This is a genomic window from Streptomyces sp. NPDC041796 (assembly GCF_055590785.1).
In genome coordinates this window covers 431,644-451,133 of sequence record NZ_JBVJAH010000005.1, presented here as the reverse complement: position 1 = coordinate 451,133, position 19,490 = coordinate 431,644, and the positions used below count along the sequence as shown (strand labels likewise).

Below are 19,490 nucleotides of genomic sequence, written 5' to 3'. Positions count from 1 at the left end.
GTCTGGCGGATGCGCGCTTACGACCCTGACCTGACGCCTTCCTGGAAGCGTTCGGCCCCGGTGCCGGAGGTACCCGCCGACCCGGACCTGGTGGTCGAGGAGGTGAGCACCGGCTTCTGCGGGGCGGTGATCGGCTGCGAGGCGGGGACGGTCACCCTGGAGGACCGGTTCGGCAAGCACCGGGTGTTCCCGCTGACGCCCCGGGGCTTCCTGCTGGAGGGCCGTACGGTGACGCTGGTACGCCCGTCTGCGGGGCCTTCCCGCCCGTCGCGCACCGCCTCGGGCTCCCTCGCCGTCCCGGGTGCACGCGCGCGTGTCGCCCGTGCGGGGCGCATCTACGTGGAGGGCCGGCACGACGCGGAGCTCGTGGAACGGGTGTGGGGCGACGACCTGCGCATCGAGGGCGTGGTCGTCGAGTACCTGGAGGGCGTCGACGACCTCCCGGCCGTCGTCCGGGACTTCGGCCCCGGCCCGGACGCCCGGCTCGGGGTCCTGGTGGACCACTTGGTCCCCGGCTCCAAGGAGTCCCGCATCGCGGCGTCGGTCACGGACGCCCACACCTTGGTGGTGGGGCATCCGTACATCGACATCTGGGAGGCCGTGAAGCCCTCGTCCGTGGGCATCCGGGCGTGGCCCTCGGTCCCGCACGGCCAGGACTGGAAGACGGGCGTGTGCCGGGCCCTGGGCTGGCCGGAGAACACGGGCGCCGCCTGGCAGCACATCCTCTCGAAGGTCCACTCCTACAAGGACCTGGAGCCGGAGCTGCTGGGCCGGGTGGAGGAGCTGATCGACTTCGTGACGGCGCCCTAGGCGCTGCCCGGTGCGGGGCGGGGCCTGGCGGGCGGGGCGGGCCCGGCGGGCGGCGCCTGGCGGGCGTGGCCTGGCGGGCGGGGCCTGGCGGGCGGGGCCTGCGGGCGACGCCTGGCGGGCGGGGCCCGGGTCAGTCCACCAGGTCCCGCACCACCGCGTCGGCCAGCAGCCGTCCCCGCAGGGTGAGCACGGCCCGCCCGTCGGCGTAAGGACCGGCGTCCAGGAGCCCGTCCCTTACCGCCCGCTCGGCGGCAGCCAGGCCCGCGGGCTTGAGCAGCGCCAGCTCGCACCCCTCCCGGAGCCGCAGCTCCAGCAGGACCCGCTCCACCCGCCGGTCCTCCTCCGACAGGACCTCGCGCCCCGCCCCCGGCGACCGCCCCTCCGCCAGCGCGGCGGCGTAGGCGCCCGGGTGCTTGACGTTCCACCACCGCACACCCCCCACGTGGCTGTGCGCGCCGGGCCCCGCGCCCCACCAGTCGGCGCCGCGCCAGTACAGCTCGTTGTGCAGGCACCGCCCCGCCTCCGAGGTGGCCCAGTTGGACACCTCGTACCAGGAGAAGCCCGCCCCGGAGAGCACGTCCTCCGCGATCAGGTACCGGTCCGCGTGGACGTCGTCGTCCGTCATCGGCACCTCACCGCGCCGGATGCGCCGGGCGAGCTGCGTGCCCTCCTCGACGATCAGCGCGTACGCCGAGACGTGGTCCGGTCCTGCGCCGATCGCCGCGTCGAGCGAGGCCCGCCAGTCGTCGTCGCTCTCCCCCGGCGTGCCGTAGATCAGGTCCAGGTTGACGTGTTCGAAGCCCGCCGCGCGCGCCTCCGCGACGCAACGCTCCGGCCGCCCGGGGGTGTGCGTACGGTCGAGCACCTTCAGGACGTGCTGCCGGGCGCTCTGCATGCCGAAGGAGATCCGGTTGAAGCCCCCCTCGCGCAGCTCCGCGAGGTACGCCGGGTCGACCGACTCCGGATTCGCCTCCGTCGTGATCTCGGCGTCGTCCGCGAGCCCGAACTCGTCACGGACGGCGCCCAGCATCGCCACCAGGTCGGCGGCGGCGAGGAGGGTGGGCGTACCGCCGCCGACGAAGACGGTGCGCACCGGGCGGCGGTCGTCGCCGAGCACCTTCCGCGCCAGGCGCACCTCGTCCGTGAGCGTCGCGGCGTAGTTGTCGCGGGAGGCGAGGACGCCGCCGGAACCGCGCAGCTCGGTGGCGGTGTAGGTGTTGAAGTCGCAGTAGCCGCAGCGGGTCGCGCAGTACGGCACGTGCAGATAGAACCCGAGCGGCCGCTCACCGGCCCCGAGCAGCGCGGACGCGGGAAGTGCGCCGTCCTCGGGCATGGGCTCACCATCGGGCAGTACGGAAGGCATACCGCCCATTGTCCGTCACCGCGGCACCTGCCGGGCCTGGAGCACCAGCAGCGCGAGATCGTCGCGCACGGGCGTCTCGCCGAACGTGTGGACCGCCCGCCGGATCCGGTCGGCGACCTCCCGCGCCGGGAGCCCGGCGCAGCCGGCGAGGGCCTCGGCCAGCCCGTCGCCGTCGTCGAACATCCGGCCTGTGCGGGAGCGGCGCTCGGTGACGCCGTCGGTGACGCACAGGAGGGTGTCGCCGGGCGCGAGGTGGAAGGTGTGGCTCTCGTACCCGACGTCGTCGACGACGCCCAGCAGCACCTGGGGCGCGGCGGCGGGCGTCACGGAGCCGTCGGGGCGAAGCAGGAGCGGCAGGGGGTGACCGGCGCTGGCGAGCGTGCAGCGCGCCCCGCCGCCGTCCTCGGGGGCGAGCGGCACGAGCTCGCCGTACAGCAGCGACAGGAACCGCGACTGGGGCTGGGCGGGGGAATGCGGCCCGCCGGGCAGGTCACCGGCCGCGGCGACCATAGAGGCGGCGGCCTCGGCGGCCTCCGTGGCGTCGTCGAGGAGCAGCCGGTTCAGCCGGTCGAGGACCTGCCCGACCTGGTGGTCCTCGCGGGCGAGCAGCCGCAGCCAGGGGCGGGCGAGGCCGGTGACGACGGCGGCCTCGGGGCCGCTGCCCTGGACGTCGCCGAGCATGAAGCACCAGCGGCGCGCCCCGGGGCCGGCCTGGAACACGTCGTAGAAGTCACCGCCCGCCAGACCGTCGTCGCTGGGTTCGTACACGATGCGGCTCTCGACGCCCGGGATCTGGGCCACCTGGCTGGGCAGGAGACCCCGCTGGAGCACCCGGCTGATGGTGACCTGGCGGGTGTAGCGGCGGGCGGCGCCGATGGCGAGGGCGACGCGGCGCGCGAAGTCCTCGACGAGGCTGGTGACGGCGTCGGGGATCCGTGCCCGCCCGCGCCGTCCGAGCATCAGGGTGCCCAGCCCGTGCCCGCCCACGACGAGCCGGTACGCGAGCGCGGTGCCCGCCTCCGCGCCTTCCGCCGCGCTCTGCGCCCCGCCGTGCGCGCCGCCTTTTGCACTGGCGTCCGCCCCGCCGTGCGCGCCGCCTTCCGCACTGCCGTCCGCCCCGCCGTGCGCGCCGCCTTCCGCACTGCCGTCCGCCACGCTGTCCGCACTACCGTGCGCCGCGCCGCGCACCCGGCCATCCGCCTCGCCGTGCGCCCGGCCGTCCGCCTCGCCGTGCGCCGCGCCGGTGTCGCCGCGGTGCTCCGATGACGGCCAGGGGATCGGCACCGGCCCGGTGCGGGGCGGCTCCGGCATCCGGGGCGGTTCCTTCTCCAGCGCCGTACGCAGCGTCTCCAGCGCCGATTCGTCGGCGTGCCACACCCGGGCGAGCTGCGGCCCGCTGCCCTCGGCGCCCTCGTCCTCCAGCCAGAAGGCGCACCAGTCGGCCAGGCGCGGCACCAGGAGCTGGCCGGCGAGCGCCGCGACGAGGTCCTCGTCGAGCTGGCCGGCGAGCAGGTCGGACGCCTCGGCGAGGAACGACAGCGCCCCGCGGCCGGCCCATTCGTGGTCGTCGCGCACCACTCGGCGCGGTGACGGGGCGAGGATCTCGGCGGCGCGCAGCCCGCGCTGGATCGCCGGTTCGGAGCCGGGCAGGGGGCAGGTGTCCCAGCCTTCGAGGGGCAGCCGGGCCCAGACGGTCTTCAGGCCCGGCCGGTAGGTGATGCCCCAGCATTCGGCGAGGGCGGCGACGAGCTGGAGCCCCCGGCCGTAGTCGTCGAGGCCGTCCGCGTCCTCGTGGTGCTGGTGTTCGTGGCGGACGGTCCGGGTCGGGTGGTGGTCGGACACCTCGAGGACGAGGGCCGCGGGGCGGCCGTCGGCGGGGTCCTCGAGCCGGAAGAGCAGCTCGACGGTGGTGCCGGCGTGGACGACGGCATTGGTGACGAGTTCGGTGACGACCAGGACGGCGTCGTCGGCGACCCGCTCGGTGATCGTGGCGGCGGCGGGCAGCGCCAGGCCGGTCCAGTCGGCGAGCGCGGCGCGTACGAAGCGGCGGGCGGCGGACGGCGCGAGCGGGTTTCCCGGCAGGCTGGTGCGCGTGACGGACTGGCCCTGGGGCGGGTGGTGGGGCGGCAGCAGCAACTCTCCGGTGGTCGCGCGCTGTGTCGGAAAGGACCCCACGTGCGGCTCCTCGTCGGCTCCTGGGTCGGCTCGTGGTCGGACACCGACAGGGTGACAGATCGAGCACGTTCATAAGCGCCGAGTCATCGAACTCGCCCACGCGAACGGGGCCGCGCTTCCCGCCGCGCGGCCCCGTCGTCGTGTCCCGCCGGTCTCAGGCCTCCCTGGTCCCCGCGTACATCTCGTCGATGAGGTGCTTGTACTCACGCTCGACCACGGGGCGCTTCAGCTTGAGGCTGGGCGTCAGTTCGCCGTGCTCGATGTCGAGGTCGCGCGGCAGGAGCCGGAACTGCTTGATGGTCTGCCAGCGCTGGAGCCCCTCGTTGAGCCGGTCCACATAGCCCTGGACGAGCTGCGTGACCTCGGGGGTGGCCACGACCTCGGCGTAGGACTTGCCGCCCAGACCGTGCTCCTGCGCCCAGCCGAGGATGGCGGGCTCGTCGAGGGCGATGAGCGCGGTGCAGTAGTTCCGGTCGGCGCCGTGGACGAGGATGTTGGAGACGTACGGGCAGACGGCCTTGAACTGTCCCTCGACCTCGGCGGGCGCGATGTACTTGCCGCCGGACGTCTTGATCAGGTCCTTCTTGCGGTCCGTGATGCGGAGGTAGCCGTCGACGGAGAGTTCGCCGATGTCGCCGGTGTGGAACCAGCCGTCCGACTCCAGGACCTCGGCGGTCTTCTCCGGCAGGCCGTGGTAGCCCTCCATGATGCCGGGGCCGCGCAGCAGGATCTCGCCGTCGTCGGCGATCCGGACCTCCGTGCCGGGCAGCGGCTTGCCGACGGTGCCGGTGCGGTAGGCCTCGCCCGGGTTGACGAAGGAGGCGGCGCTGGACTCGGTGAGGCCGTAGCCCTCCAGGACGTGGATACCGGCGCCGGAGAAGAAGTAGCCGATGTCGGGTGCGAGGGCGGCCGATCCGGAGACGGCCGCGCGCAGCCGGCCGCCGAAGGCCTCGCGGAGCTTGGAGTAGACGAGGGCGTCGGCGATCTTGTGCTTGGCGTTCAGGCCGAAGGGGACGCTCGCGTTGCCGGTGCGGCGGAAGTTGTCCTGGCTGGTCCTGGCGTATTCGCGGGCGACTTCGGCCGCCCACTTGAAGATCTTGTACTTGGCGCCGCCTCCGGCCCGTGCCTTTGCCGCGACCCCGTTGTAAACCTTTTCGAAGATGCGGGGTACGGCGGCCATGTACGTCGGCTGGACGACCGGCAGGTTCTCGATGATCTTGTCGACGCGGCCGTCGACGGCGGTGACGTGCCCGACCTCGATCTGGCCGGAGGTGAGCACCTTGCCGAAGACGTGCGCGAGGGGCAGCCAGAGGTACTGCACGTCCTCGGCGGTGATGAGACCGGTCGCGGCGATGGCCTTGGCCATGTACGACCAGTTGTCGTGCGGCAGCCGTACACCCTTGGGGCGGCCGGTGGTGCCGGAGGTGTAGATGAGGGTGGCGAGCTGGTCCGAGGTGATGGCGGCGACCCGGTCCTTGACGGCGTCCGGGTTCTTCTCCAGGTAGGCGCGGCCGCGCTCCTCCAGCTCGGCCAGCGAGAGCGTCCAGCCCTCGGGCTCGGACTCGTCCGCTTCGACGCCGGCCGGGTCGATGACGACCACATGGGCGAGGTGCGGCAGCTCGGCGCGCTTCTCTCGTGCCTTGGCCAGTTGGGCGGCGTCCTCGGCGATCAGGACGCGGCTCTCGGAGTCGGCGAGGATGTACGCGGACTCCTCGGCGTTGGTCTGCGGGTAGACGGTGGTGGTCGCGGCACCGGCGCACATCACGCCGAGGTCGGACAGGATCCACTCGACGCGGGTGGCGGCGGCGAGGGCGACCCGCTCCTCGGACCGTACGCCGAGGTCGATGAGGCCGGCGGCGATGGCGTAGACGCGCTCGGCGGCCTGACCCCAGCTGAGGGACTTCCACTCGTCGGGGCCCTGCCCTGAGGGGGCGGGGACCGGGTAGCGGTAGGCCTCGCCGTCGGGCGTTTTCGCCACGCGCTCCAGGAAGAGGTTGGCCACGGAGGGCGGTCGGTTCTCGATCAGGGTCTGTGTGTCGCTCACGACGTCCTCCGGGCGGCTTGCGGCAGGGCTGCACGACGGGATGATTGTTTAACTGGCGAGTAACCCTCGGGCGGCATCAGGTTAGAGCTCCGTCGTCCGCCACGTAAGGGGCTGCGGCCCGGTGCTTCATACCCGCTTCATAACGACTGGGACGCCCGGCGGCCCGTCGCATGCACGCAAAAGCGCCCGTCCGTGAACCGAACGGGCGCTGTGCGGGCACCGCTACTTCTTGGCCTTGCCGCCGGCGGAGTCGTCGCTGGACAGCACCGCGATGAAGGCCTCTTGCGGAACCTCCACGGAACCGACCATCTTCATCCGCTTCTTGCCTTCCTTCTGCTTCTCCAGCAGCTTCCGCTTACGGGAGATGTCACCGCCGTAGCACTTGGCGAGCACGTCCTTGCGGATCGCGCGGATCGTCTCGCGGGCGATGACGCGCGAACCGATGGCCGCCTGGATGGGCACCTCGAAGGCCTGCCGCGGGATGAGCTCGCGCAGCTTGGCGACCAGCCGCACACCGTAGGCGTACGCCGCGTCCTTGTGGGTGATGGCGGAGAAGGCGTCGACCTTGTCGCCGTGCAGCAGGATGTCGACCTTGACGAGGCTGGAGGCCTGCTCGCCGGTGGGCTCGTAGTCCAGGGAGGCGTAGCCGCGGGTCTTGGACTTCAGCTGGTCGAAGAAGTCGAAGACGATCTCGGCGAGGGGCAGGGTGTAGCGGATCTCCACCCGGTCCTCGGAGAGGTAGTCCATGCCGAGGAGGGTGCCGCGGCGGGTCTGGCACAGCTCCATGATCGAGCCGATGAACTCGCTGGGGGCCAGGATCGTGGCGCGTACGACCGGCTCGTACACCTCACTGATCTTGCCCTCGGGGAACTCGCTCGGGTTGGTGACCGTGTGCTCGCTGCCGTCCTCCATGAGGACGCGGTAGACCACGTTGGGGGCGGTGGCGATCAGGTCCAGCCCGAACTCGCGCTCCAGCCGCTCCCGGATCACGTCCAGGTGCAGCAGGCCGAGGAAGCCCACGCGGAAGCCGAAGCCGAGGGCGGCGGAGGTCTCCGGCTCGTAGACGAGCGCGGCGTCGTTGAGCTGGAGCTTGTCGAGCGCGTCACGCAGCTCGGGGTAGTCCGAGCCGTCCAGCGGGTAGAGGCCGGAGAACACCATGGGCTTGGGGTCCTTGTAGCCGCCGAGGGCCTCCGTGGCGCCCTTGTGCAGGGTGGTGATGGTGTCACCGACCTTGGACTGGCGGACGTCCTTCACACCCGTGATCAGGTAGCCGACCTCACCCACACCGAGGCCGTCGGCCGGGAGCATCTCGGGCGAGTTCGTCCCGATCTCCAGCAGCTCGTGGGTCGCGCCCGTGGACATCATGCGGATGCGCTCGCGCTTGTTGAGCTGCCCGTCGATCACACGGACGTAGGTGACGACACCGCGGTACGAGTCGTAGACCGAGTCGAAGATCATCGCGCGGGCGGGGGCGTCCTTGACGCCGACCGGGGCCGGGACGTCCCTGACGACGCGGTCCAGCAGCGCCTCGACGCCGATGCCGGTCTTGGCGGACACCCGCAGTACGTCGTCGGGGTCACAGCCGACCAGGTTCGCCAGCTCCTCGGCGAACTTCTCCGGCTGGGCCGCCGGAAGGTCGATCTTGTTGAGCACGGGGACGATGGCCAGGTCGTTCTCCATCGCCAGGTAGAGGTTGGCGAGGGTCTGCGCCTCGATGCCCTGGGCGGCGTCGACGAGCAGGATGGTGCCCTCGCAGGCGGCCAGGGACCGCGACACCTCGTAGGTGAAGTCGACGTGACCAGGGGTGTCGATCATGTTGAGGATGTGAGTGCTGCCCTGGCCGGGCCCCTCCGTGGGGGCCCACGGCAGACGCACCGCCTGGGACTTGATCGTGATGCCGCGCTCGCGCTCGATGTCCATGCGGTCGAGGTACTGAGCGCGCATCTGCCGCTGCTCGACCACACCGGTCAGCTGGAGCATCCGGTCGGCAAGGGTCGACTTGCCGTGGTCGATGTGCGCGATGATGCAGAAGTTGCGGATCAGCGCCGGGTCGGTACGGCTCGGCTCGGGCACGTGGATAGGGGTCGCGGGCACGCAGGGTCCTGATTCTCGAGACGCCGGGCGTCTCTGCTCGGGTCGACGTCGGATCGATACGTAGGTTCCATGGTCCCACGGACGGGGACGGGCGCTCGGTTTGGGCCGCTCGGAGGGCGACTGGTAGCCTGGGCAGCTGTGTCTCGTGGCCCTCTCAGCAGCGCGGCACACATCAGAGAAATCCTTACGAACCTGAAAAGGCTCTTTCGTGGCGAACATCAAGTCCCAGATCAAGCGGAACAAGACCAACGAGAAGGCGCGCCTGCGCAACAAGGCCGTCAAGTCGTCGCTCAAGACCGCGATCCGCAAGGCCCGTGAGGCTGCCGCCGCGGGTGACGTCGAGAAGGCCACCGTTGCCGCTCGCGCCGCCTCCCGTGCGCTCGACAAGGCCGTCTCGAAGGGTGTCATCCACAAGAACGCCGCCGCCAACAAGAAGTCGGCGCTGGCCACCAAGGTTGCCTCCCTTCAGGGCTGAGCTGCTCTTGATTTGATCGCCGGGACGGACCAAGCGGGCCCTCTCATCCGCTCCTGACCGGCACCCCGAGCCCGTACGCGGCCTGCGTTCGCCACGCGGGTACGAGCTCACCAGCGCATCACCCGAAGGCCCCGTCGCCCGTCCTTCCCCAGGACACGGCCCCGGGGCCTTCGGCATGTCCGCGCCCACGGACACAGCGCCCATAGGACTTCCCGGCGCCGGCGGGCCCGGCAGCGTGTGCGGCGGAGCTCGCCCGACGGCCTGCCTGCGGGCAACCGCCGACGGCGAGAAGCCCCCCACGTACGCCCGGCCGGAGGCCGGGCGCGCCCACCGGCCCGCGGCCGACCCCACACCTCCACCGCCCCAGCGCACGGCACGAACCGCCCGCGCGAGCCGCATGGCAGGAACCGCACGACGCGGACCACCCGCACGAACCGCACGGCGCGGACCACCCCGCGCGAGCCGCACGGCGCGGACCACCGGCACGACCGGTCCGACCGGCACGGCGCGAACCACCCGCACGAGCCGCACGGCGCGACCGGCACGGCGCGACCGGCACGGCGCGAACCGCCCGCACGAACCACCCGCGCTACCCGCGGTACTCCGCCGCGTGGACCGGGCGACGCCCTGGGCTCAGCGGCGAGAGCGGGCCGCGCGGGCAATGGTGACGACCGCCTTCTCCAGCGCGTACTCCGGGTCGTCGCCCCCGCCCTTGACCCCCGCGTCGGCCTCGGCGATCGCTCGCAGCGCGACGGCCACTCCGTCCGGCGTCCAGCCGCGCATCTGCTGGCGCACCCGGTCGATCTTCCACGGCGGCATGCCGAGCTCGCGGGCCAGGTCCGCGGGCCGGCCGCCCCGCGCCGAGGACAGTTTGCCGATGGCCCGGACACCCTGCGCCAGCGCGCTCGTGATCAGCACCGGCGCGACACCGGTGGACAGCGACCAGCGGAGCGCCTCCAGGGCCTCCGCCGCCCGGCCCTCCACCGCCCGGTCGGCCACGTTGAAGCTGGAGGCTTCGGCCCGGCCCGTGTAGTACCGGCCGACGACCGCCTCGTCGATGGTGCCCTCGACGTCCGCGGCGAGCTGCGACACCGCGGAGGCGAGCTCCCGCAGATCGCTGCCGACCGCGTCGACGAGCGCCTGGCACGCCTCCGGCGTCGCCGACCGCCCGAGCGTGCGGAACTCACCGCGCACGAACGTCAGTCGCTCCGCCGGCTTGGTGGTCTTCGGACACGCGACCTCCCGCGCACCCGCCTTGCGTGCGGCGTCCAGCAGGCCCTTGCCCTTGGCGCCGCCCGCGTGGAGCAGCACGAGGCTGATGTCCTCCACGGGCGAGCCGAGGTAGGCCTTGATGTCCTTGATCGTGTCGGCGGAGAGGTCCTGCGCGTTCCGCACGACCAGCACCTTTCGCTCGGCGAAGAGCGAGGGGCTCGTCAGCTCGGCGAGCGAACCGGGCTGGAGCTGGTCGGGCGTGAGGTCGCGGACGTCCGTGTCGGCGTCGGCCGCGCGGGCGGCCGCCACCACCTGCTGCACCGCGCGGTCGAGGAGCAGGTCCTCCTGCCCCACGGCGAGGGTGACGGGCGCGAGGACGTCGTCGGTCTGGTTCTTTCTGGTGGCCATCGCGAACCAGCATCGCACGGCCCACCGACAACGCCGTTACGCCCGGCAGCCGCTCCCTACGGCTCTTCCCGCCAGCCGTCCCACCGCGCCGCGAACTCGTCCAGCTCGGCGGCCGCGAGCCGCCCGTCCGGGTCCTCGACCACCACCAGCCACTGGGCGTCCTCGGCGTCGTCCTCACCGGCCAGGGCGTCCCTCACCAGCTGGGGCTCCTCCGTGATCCTGAAACGCTCCCCGAGCTCCTCGGCGGCCTCCTCGGCCGCGTCCCGGTCGGGCAGTACCAGCACATGTCGCACATCACTCACAGGGACATTGTTCCTGCGTGCCGCTAGGGCTCCGGCCCCGGCCCCCGTCCCTGGGCGGTGATCGCGCGCAGTTCCCTTCCCCGCCCCGTCACGGCGATCGCGCCGTGCCTGTCGGTACTCAGCACCACCGCTCCCCCGGCCCGCAGTGCGCCGACCGTACGCGGTGCCGGATGGCCGTACGGGTTGTCCCGGCCGGCCGAGACCAGAGCCAGCCGTGGCCGGGCCCTGCTCAGCAGACGCGGGTCCTGGTGGGCCGAGCCGTGGTGGGCGACCTTCAGGACGTCGACCGGCGGCAGGTCCGGGTGGGCGCGCAGCAGGCCCTGCTGGGCGGGCGGCTCCAGGTCGCCGAGGAGGAGCAGGGTCGTGCCGCCGCCGATCCGGACGTGGAGCGCGACGCTGGCGTCGTTCGGTCCCTCCGGCTCCGGTCCGGCCATGGCGGCACCGGGCCACAGCACCCTCCAGTCGAGCGGCCCGATCCGCCGGCGCTCACCGGCCCCCGCGCGGACGACCGGCACCCCTGCCGCCGCGGCGGTTCTCCGCACGAACGCCGCCTGGTCCGGCGGGTCCTGGAGGCTCGTGGTCTGGATCGCCCCGACCGCCCGGCCTCTCAGTACGCCCGGCAGGCCGGCGACATGGTCGGCGTGGAAGTGCGTGAGCACCACGAGCGGCACGCGGCTGACACCGAGTCGGTGGAGGCACCGGTCCACGAGCTGCGGGTCGGGCCCCGCGTCCACCACCACGGCCGTGCCCCCGCCCGCGGCGAGTACGGTCGCATCACCCTGGCCGACGTCGCACATCGCGAACACCCACCCCGGCGGCGGCCACCCGGTGACCAGCCTGGTGAGCGGCTGCGGCCGCACCACCGCGAGCAGCAACAGCACGGTGCACGCGCCGGCCAGCCACCCCCGGTGACGCAACCGGCGCACCCACACCAGCAGCAGCGCGGTGACGGCGGCGAGGAGCAGCCCTCCGCCCCAGCCTCCGGGCCACTGGGCCTCCGCCCCGGGCAACGCGGCTCCCGCTCGGGCGATGGAGGCGATCCACCCGGCGGGCCACCCCGCGCATTCGGCGAGGAGACCCGCCACCGGCATCGCGACCGGTGCCGTGGCGAGCGCGGCGAACCCGAGCACGGTCGCCGGGGCCACCGCGATCTCGGCCAGCAGGTTGCAGGGGATCGCCACCAGGCTGACCCGTGCGGCGAAGACGGCCACCACCGGGGCGCACACCGCCTGGGCCGCGAGCGCCGCGGCCAGCGCCTCCGCGATCCGGGGCGGAACCCGGCGCCCGCGCAACGAGGCACTCCAGCGCGGCGCGACGGTCAGGAGCGCCCCGGTGGCCAGTACGGAGAGCAGGAAGCCGTAGCTGCGCGCCAGCCAGGGGTCGTACAGCACCAGCAGCAGTACGGCGGCGGCGAGCGCGGGGATCAGCGACCTGCGGCGCCCGGTGCCGATGGCCAGCAGGGTGATCAGTCCACAGGCGGCGGCGCGCAGCACGCTGGGATCGGGTCGGCAGACCAGGACGAAGCCGAGGGTCAACGCCCCGCCGAGCAGCGCGGTCGCCCGCAGAGGGATCCCCAACCGGGGTGCCAGCCCGCCACGTTCGGCCTTCAGGGCCGTGGCGGGCGGTCCGATGAGCAGCAGCAAGACAATGGTGAGGTTGCTCCCGGAAACGGCCAGAAGGTGCGTCAGGTCGGTTGCCCGGAAAGCGTCGTGCAGGTCGGACGGGATGCGGGAGGTGTCTCCGACGACCAGCCCCGGCAGCAGGGCGCGAGCGTCCGGCGGCAGCCCGTCGGTCGCGGCGCGCAGTCCCGCGCGGAGCTCCCCGGCGGTGCGCTGGAGCGCGGTCGGCGGCCCGGGGATCCGCGGTGGGCCGGGGTCGGCCCGCAGGACACCGGCGAACGGCTCCCCGGCGTGGTGCGGCGGCGCCAGCCGCCCGGTCAGGCGCAGTCGGGTGGACGGCAGCAGTCGCCGCCAGTCGCCTCCGGCGGGCGACACGATCACCAGCACGGGCGTCCGGACCCTGGTGACGGCGCCGTCGGAGGCCGTCACCAGCGTGACGTCGGCGTCCAGCACGACGGCGGCGGGCGCCGCCCGGGGGCCGTGGACCTTCACACGGGTGAGCCGTGGGTCGGAGGTGACCGTTGCCTCGACGGTGACCCGGGCGTGCCGCTCCACCAGCCCCGGCAGCGGTCCCCTCCTCAGATCGGCGCCGTGCAGTCCCGCCGACGCCGCCCCGGCCGCGGCGCAGAGCAACACCGCCGCCCACACCGTGCGGCCGCCGGCCGGCGGGCGGCGGCCCAGCAGCGCGGAGCGCCCACCGAGACGCCGGAGCAACAGCGCGGCGCCTCCCAGGACGCAGAGCACCACACCTGTCACCGTCCACCAGCCCGGTGTGCCCAGCGCGAGCGCCGCCGCTCCCCACGCCGCCAGGGCGGGCCCGACGAGCCGCATGTCCGCCGGGCCCTCCTGCCGAGGATCCCCGGCACCCGGCCGGGCACCCGACACGGCATGTACCACCTGGCGGTTCATGGCCGTACGAGGGACTGGAGGTCCGCGAACCGGCGCTCACCGATCCCGTTGACCTCGCGGAGTTCGTCGACCGACCGGAAACCACCGTGCCGGGTGCGGTAGTCGACGATGTGCTGGGCCAGCACGGGGCCGACACCGGGCAGGGTGTCGAGCTGGTCCACCGTGGCGGTGCTGAGGCTGACCGGTCCCTGGGAACCGTCCGGACCCGATGCCCCGGACGTCCCGGGTGCGGGCCCCGCCGGTGCCGGCGGGGCGCCCACCACGATGTGCTCGCCGTCCATGAGCACTCGCGCCCGGTTCAGCCCCGTGAGGTCGGTGCCCGGCCTTGTGCCACCCGCCGCGCGCAGGGCGTCGGCGACCCGGGATCCGGCGGGCAACCGCAGCACGCCCGGCCGCCGCACCTTCCCGCTCACGTCGACGACCACGGGTGGCGCCCCGGCCGGGGGACGGCGCACCGGGGCCCGCTCCGCGGCGGGCGCGGCCTCGGTGACCACCTCGGGCGCCCGGACCGGCTCCGGCCGGCCCACCCAGAAGTACCGCCCGGCGAGTGCGGCGGCCACGACCAGGACCACGGCGAGCGCGACGACCGTTCGGGGCTCCGTCCCGCACCGGGTCCGCACCCACAGCGGCAACCGCTCCCGCAGCCCGAGCCGCCACCGCTCCCGCCGCTCCCGCGCCCCCTCGGGAGCCGGAGCCGGAGCACCTCCGGCACCCTCCGCCGACGCGCCCGCCACGAGCTCCGACTCCACGCCCACAGGAGTCCCCGGCACGGCGGGAGTACCCACCCCCGCAGCAGTACGCCGCACAGCGGGATTGCCCGACCCCGCAGCAGCACTCGGCACACCGACCGGCGACACAGTGAAAGTCCCCACTCCCGCAGAGGATCCCGACCCCTCAGCAGTCCCCGACACCCCGTCAGCGCCCGGATCCACCATCGGCGGCTGTGCCGGTACGGCGCCGGCGGCCGGGGGCGGGTGGGTCGCCGACGCGCCCGTCCCTTCGAAGAGCGCGTCCGCGCGGCGGCGGGCTGTCGCCGTCACGTGCGCGGCTGTGCTCCTCCCGCGCCGTACACGGTGTCGTGCGGGGCCTCGGCCCCGCGTGCGGCCGTCGGAGCCGGGCGCCCGGCCGGGTCCACTCGCCGCCCGTACGAGGAGCGCTGTCGATGTCACGGAGTGTGTTCGCGTTGCCATGCCACAGGACGGTAGAGGCGATCACCCGGACCCGCTGGGCCGCCTCACATTCCGTGGAAAACCAACCCGTTGTGGAAAACGCGCTCACCCGACCGTGTGAGGCCGACGGTCACCGCGCCGAGACGACGACCCCCAGCAGGCCCGGCCCAGTGTGCGCGCCGATGACCGCGCCGACTTCGCTGACGTGCAGCTCAGCCAGGCCCGGCACGCGGACGCGCAGCCGGTCGGCGAGGGCGGCCGCCCGGTCGGGGGCGGCGAGGTGGTGCACCGCGATGTCCACCGGGCTCCCGCCGGCCCGGTCGGCGGCGATCTCCTCCAGCCGAGCGATCGCTTTGGACGCCGTGCGTACTTTCTCCCGCAGTTCGATCCGGCCGCCCTCCAGTTCCAGCAGCGGCTTCACGGCGAGGGCGGAGCCCAGCAGCGCCTGGGCCGCGCCGATGCGGCCACCCCGGCGGAGGTACTCGAGCGTGTCGACGTAGAAGTACGCGGAGGTACCGGCGGCCCGCTTCTCCGCGGCGGCGACGACCTCGTCCAGCGTGCCGCCCGCTTCCGCCGCCTCGGCGGCCGACAGCGCGCAGAACCCGAGCGCCATGGCGACCATCCCCGTGTCGACGACCCGCACCGGCACCGCCGCGTCCTTGGCGGCCAGGAGCGCGGCGTCGTACGTCCCGGAGAACTCGGCCGACAGGTGCAGCGACACGATCTCCGTGGCCCCTCTCCCGGCCGCCGCGCGGTAGGCCGCGGCGAACACCTCGGGGCTCGGCCGCGACGTGGTCACGGAGCGACGCTTCTGGAGCGCGACGGCGAGCGAGCGGGCCGAGATCTCGGTGCCCTCCTCAAGGGCCTGGTCGCCGAGGACGACGGTCAGCGGCACCGCGGTGATACCGTGCCGCTCCATCGTCCGCGTCGGCAGGTAGGCCGTGGAATCAGTGACGATCGCGACATGGCGGGACATGACCGGGAGGGTACCCCGGAGGCGGCTCCCTACGGCAGCCCGCCCCCGTCTCGTGATCCCATCCGGTCAGTTGGTGGTCTCGGGGCGCGTCGACTTCTGCCACGAGTAGAAGGACTGCTGTCGCGGGTCCCGCGCGGTGATCGCCCTGGGCGTGTCCGGGTCGGTCGTGCTCCGGCCGTCCTCCGGCTCCCTCGCGGGCCGCGCGTTCGCTTCGGCGTCCGCCTGCCGGGGCTGTGCCGACGCCTGCCCCTCCGCCGTCTCCGGCCAGGACAGGTCGTCCTGCTCGGTCCCGGTCCAGTGCCGCAGCGCCCCGGCCTCCACGTCGATCTGGGCGCTCAGAGACGCCAGGTCGTCGTCGGCGAACTTCCGCGCCCGGTCCCGGGCCGCCCACCGCAGCGACTCCGCCGAGTGGATGATCCGCTCCGTGCGCTCGCGCAGCTCGTCGAGCTGGGCGGCCACCCCGGCCCGGTCCGGGTCCCGCTCCAGTCGCTTGAGGTCCGCGTCCAGTTCGTGTCCGTGGGCGCTGAGCCGCCGGAACAGCTCCAGGGACTCCTTGAGCGAGGCGTCCTCCGCCGCGCCCGCTTCCAGGGCGTCCTGGGTGGACCGCATCGAGGTCCGCAGCGACAGACGCAGTTGCGCCAGCTCGGCCGTGACACCGCCCGGCCCGTAGCTCTTGGCCCGCAGCGTGGTGTCCTCGACCGTTCGCCGCGCCTGGGTGATGGTGCGGTCCACTCCGCGCTTGGCGGCCTTGACGGCCTTCACCGTCACGTACACCCCCAGAACGACGAAGGCGACGAAGAGCAGCGCCAGGATCGCGATCGCCTCTGCCATGAAGTCCCCTCGATGTCGCTCGGTAAGGCATCGGACGCGGCCGTCCGTCGTTCTTCCACGGTAAACGGAACGGGCAGGCCGAGGGTTCCATTCGAACCCCCAACCTGCCCGTAGGGGAAAACACCTAGGCGGTGCGCCGGGGCATCACGCCGGGACGATGTTCACCAGCTTCGGCGCCCGCACGATCACCTTGCGGATGCCCGCGCCGTCCAGCGCCGCGACGACACCCGCGTCGGCCAGGGCCAGGGCCTCCAGGTCCGCGTCCGTGATGGACGGGGAGACCTCGAGGCGCGCCTTCACCTTGCCCTTGATCTGGACGACGCAGGTGACGGTCTCGTCGACGACGTACGCCGGGTCGGCGACCGGGAAGGCCTGGTGCACGACCGATTCGCTGTGGCCCAGCTTGCGCCACAGTTCCTCGGCGATGTGCGGGGCCAGCGGCGCGACCAGCAGCACCAGCCACTCGGCGACCGACCGGGGCAGCGGGGCGCCCGTCTTCGTCAGGTAGTTGTTCAGCTCGGTGACCTTGGCGATCGCCGTGTTGAACCGCATGGCGGCCATGTCCTGGGACACGCCCTCGACGGCCTTGTGCAGGGCGCGCAGCGTGTCCTCGTCGGGCTCGGTGTCGACGACGGTCACCTCACCGGTCGACTCGTCGACGATGTTGCGCCACAGCCGCTGCAGCAGGCGGTACTGGCCGACCACCGCGCGCGTGTCCCAGGGCCGGGAGACGTCCAGCGGGCCCATGGCCATCTCGTACAGGCGCAGGGTGTCCGCTCCGTACTCGGCGCAGATCTCGTCCGGGGTGACGGCGTTCTTCAGGGACTTGCCCATCTTGCCCAGGACACGGCTGACCTTCTCGCCCTGGTACCAGAAGCCGCCGTCGCGCTCCTCGACCTCGGCGGCCGGTACGGCGATGCCGCGCGCGTCCCGGTAGACGAAGGCCTGGATCATGCCCTGGTTGTACAGCTTGTGGTACGGCTCGACGGAGGAGACGTGCCCCAGGTCGTACAGGACCTTGGACCAGAAGCGCGCGTACAGCAGGTGCAGCACGGCGTGTTCGGCGCCGCCCACGTACAGGTCGACGCCACCGTACGGCTGCCCCTCGCGGGGGCCCATCCAGTACTGCTCGATGGCCGGGTCGACCAGCTTGGTGCTGTTGTGCGGGTCCAGGTAGCGGAGCTGGTACCAGCAGGAACCGGCCCAGTTGGGCATGGTGTTGGTCTCGCGGCGGTACTTCTTGGGGCCGTCGCCCAGGTCCAGGGTGACGTTGACCCAGTCCTCGTTGCGCGACAGCGGCGTCTCGGGCTGGGTGTCGGCGTCGTTCGGGTCGAAGGTGCGCGGCGAGTAGTCCTCGACCTCGGGCAGCTCCAGCGGCAGCATCGACTCGGGCAGCGGGTGGGCGATGCCGTCCTCGTCGTAGACGATCGGGAAGGGCTCGCCCCAGTACCGCTGACGGCTGAACAGCCAGTCGCGCAGCCGGAAGTTGACGGTGCCTTCGCCGACGCCCTTGGCGACCAGCCACTCGGTGATCCTCGCCTTGGCCTCGGCGACGCGCAGGCCGTCCAGCGAGATCTCCTCGTTGGCCGAGTTGACGATCTTCGCGTCGTACGAGTCGAAGGCGTCGTCCCACGTCGACGGGTCGGTGCCGCGGTCGTCCGAGGGCTCGACGACGCAGCGCATGGGCAGCTCGAAGGCGCGCGCGAACGCGAAGTCGCGGGAGTCGTGCGCCGGGACGGCCATGATGGCGCCGGTGCCGTAGGCCATCAGGACGTAGTCGGCGATGAAGACCGGTACGCGGTCGCCGCTGACCGGGTTGATGGCGTACGCGCCGGTGAAGACGCCGGTCTTGTCCTTGGCCTCGGCCTGGCGCTCGACGTCGGACTTGGACGCGGCCTGCTTGCGGTAGACGTCGACGGCCTCGGCCGGGGTGGCGTGGCCGCCCGTCCAGACGTCGTGGGTGCCCTCGGGCCAGGCCGCCGGGACGATCTTCTCGACCAGCTCGTGTTCGGGCGCCAGCACCATGTAGGTGGCACCGAACAGGGTGTCCTGGCGGGTGGTGAAGACGGTGATCGCGTCGTCGCCGACGGCGAAGTCGACCCGGGCACCCTCGGAGCGGCCGATCCAGTTGCGCTGCTGCAGCTTGATGGCCTCGGGCCAGTCCAGCGCGTCCAGGTCGTCCAGCAGGCGGTCGGCGTAAGCGGTGATGCGCATGTTCCACTGGCGCAGCTTCGCCTTGAAGACGGGGTAGTTGCCGCGCTCGGAACGGCCGTCGGCGGTGACCTCTTCATTGGCCAGGACGGTGCCCAGGCCGGGGCACCAGTTGACGGGGGCGTCCGAGGCGTACGCCAGGCGGTACTCGCCCAGGACGTCGGCGCGCTCGGCGGCGGTCAGCTCGCTCCACGCGCGCGTGGAGCCGGGTACGGGGCGCTCACCGCTCTCGAACTGGGCGACCAGCTCGGCGATGGGGCGGGCCTTCTTCGCCGCTTCGTCGTACCAGGAGTTGAAGATCTGCAGGAAGATCCACTGGGTCCACTTGTAGTAGTCCGGCTCGATCGTGGCGAACGACCGGCGCTTGTCGTGGCCCAGGCCCAGCCGGCGCAGCTGGACCTTCATGTTCTCGATGTTCGCCTCGGTCGACACGCGCGGGTGCGTGCCGGTCTGGACGGCATACTGCTCGGCGGGCAGGCCGAAGGCGTCGAAGCCCAGGGTGTGCAGGACGTTGTGCCCGGTCATGCGCTGGTGGCGGGCGAAGACGTCGGTGGCGATGTAGCCCAGGGGGTGGCCGACGTGGAGGCCGGCACCCGAGGGATAGGGGAACATGTCCATGATGAACTTCTTGGGGCGGGCGACCACGGCCGGGTCACCGGCCAGGTCCCCGCTCGGGTTGGGTGCCTCGTACGTGCCCTCGGCGTCCCAGAAGTCCTGCCAGCGTGCCTCGATGTCGGCGGCCATGGCCGCCGTGTAACGATGCGGGGCTGCCTCGACAGCAGCCGAATTCATCTCGCTCATGATCCTTAAAGCTCCATCGATCGTCTCTGCCCGCTACCGCCCGGTGGCGCGGCGAAATGAAAAAACCCCTCGCACAGGAGGGGACGCCGCG

The 19,490-nt window shown here is 72.8% G+C and carries 13 protein-coding genes; 2 read left to right on the top strand and 11 right to left on the bottom strand.

Features of this window, described 5'->3' with window-relative positions; all coding sequences use genetic code 11:
* Positions 1-9: 9 nt before the first annotated feature.
* Positions 10-810 carry a DUF3097 domain-containing protein gene (locus tag ACZ6C1_RS12825; RefSeq protein ID WP_469240284.1) on the top strand — a complete coding sequence of 267 codons (801 nt, stop codon included), beginning with the start codon at positions 10-12 and terminating at the stop codon, positions 808-810.
* A 130-nt stretch (positions 811-940) separates the two neighbouring features.
* Here ACZ6C1_RS12825 and hemW read toward each other — a convergent pair whose 3' ends face one another.
* The 4 genes from hemW to lepA form a co-directional block, all read right to left on the bottom strand.
* Complete coding sequence (gene hemW, locus ACZ6C1_RS12820) at positions 941-2,173, bottom strand: radical SAM family heme chaperone HemW (protein WP_469240283.1); 1,233 nt, start codon at positions 2,171-2,173, stop codon at positions 941-943.
* 15 nt (positions 2,174-2,188) lie between these two features.
* Positions 2,189-4,309 carry a SpoIIE family protein phosphatase gene (locus tag ACZ6C1_RS12815; protein ID WP_469240387.1) on the bottom strand — a complete coding sequence of 707 codons (2,121 nt, stop codon included), beginning with the start codon at positions 4,307-4,309 and terminating at the stop codon, positions 2,189-2,191.
* Positions 4,310-4,502: 193 nt separating this feature from the next.
* Positions 4,503-6,392 (bottom strand): AMP-dependent synthetase/ligase, encoded by a 1,890-nt coding sequence (locus tag ACZ6C1_RS12810; RefSeq protein WP_469240282.1) that lies wholly within the window; start codon positions 6,390-6,392, stop codon positions 4,503-4,505.
* A gap of 222 nt (positions 6,393-6,614) precedes the next feature.
* Positions 6,615-8,486 carry a translation elongation factor 4 gene (gene lepA, locus ACZ6C1_RS12805; protein ID WP_469240281.1) on the bottom strand — a complete coding sequence of 624 codons (1,872 nt, stop codon included), beginning with the start codon at positions 8,484-8,486 and terminating at the stop codon, positions 6,615-6,617.
* A gap of 208 nt (positions 8,487-8,694) precedes the next feature.
* Here lepA and rpsT point away from each other — a divergent pair, with 208 nt between their 5' ends.
* Positions 8,695-8,961: a 30S ribosomal protein S20 gene (gene rpsT, locus ACZ6C1_RS12800; RefSeq protein ID WP_064069563.1), complete on the top strand. Its 267-nt coding sequence runs from the start codon at positions 8,695-8,697 to the stop codon at positions 8,959-8,961.
* 633 nt (positions 8,962-9,594) lie between these two features.
* On the opposite strand, the gene holA is transcribed toward rpsT, so the two are convergent.
* The 7 genes from holA to leuS form a co-directional block, all read right to left on the bottom strand.
* Positions 9,595-10,581 carry a DNA polymerase III subunit delta gene (holA, locus tag ACZ6C1_RS12795; protein WP_469240280.1) on the bottom strand — a complete coding sequence of 329 codons (987 nt, stop codon included), beginning with the start codon at positions 10,579-10,581 and terminating at the stop codon, positions 9,595-9,597.
* A gap of 56 nt (positions 10,582-10,637) precedes the next feature.
* The gene (locus ACZ6C1_RS12790; RefSeq protein WP_469240279.1) at positions 10,638-10,883 is read right to left on the bottom strand and encodes a hypothetical protein; all 246 of its coding nucleotides are present in this window, start codon (positions 10,881-10,883) and stop codon (positions 10,638-10,640) included.
* 23 nt (positions 10,884-10,906) lie between these two features.
* Entirely contained in the window at positions 10,907-13,411 is a 2,505-nt protein-coding gene (locus ACZ6C1_RS12785; protein ID WP_469240278.1) for a ComEC/Rec2 family competence protein, read from the bottom strand.
* A complete protein-coding gene (locus ACZ6C1_RS12780; RefSeq protein WP_469240277.1) occupies positions 13,408-14,160 on the bottom strand; it encodes a ComEA family DNA-binding protein in 753 nt (250 codons plus the stop codon). The genes ACZ6C1_RS12785 and ACZ6C1_RS12780 overlap by 4 nt, the downstream gene beginning before the upstream one ends.
* A gap of 550 nt (positions 14,161-14,710) precedes the next feature.
* Complete coding sequence (locus tag ACZ6C1_RS12775; protein ID WP_469240276.1) at positions 14,711-15,556, bottom strand: DegV family protein; 846 nt, start codon at positions 15,554-15,556, stop codon at positions 14,711-14,713.
* Positions 15,557-15,622: 66 nt separating this feature from the next.
* On the bottom strand, positions 15,623-16,387 hold the full coding sequence (locus tag ACZ6C1_RS12770; RefSeq protein WP_469240275.1) for a hypothetical protein: 765 nt from the start codon (positions 16,385-16,387) through the stop codon (positions 15,623-15,625).
* 144 nt (positions 16,388-16,531) lie between these two features.
* Complete coding sequence (gene leuS / locus ACZ6C1_RS12765) at positions 16,532-19,399, bottom strand: leucine--tRNA ligase (RefSeq protein ID WP_469240274.1); 2,868 nt, start codon at positions 19,397-19,399, stop codon at positions 16,532-16,534.
* Positions 19,400-19,490: the final 91 nt, after the last annotated feature.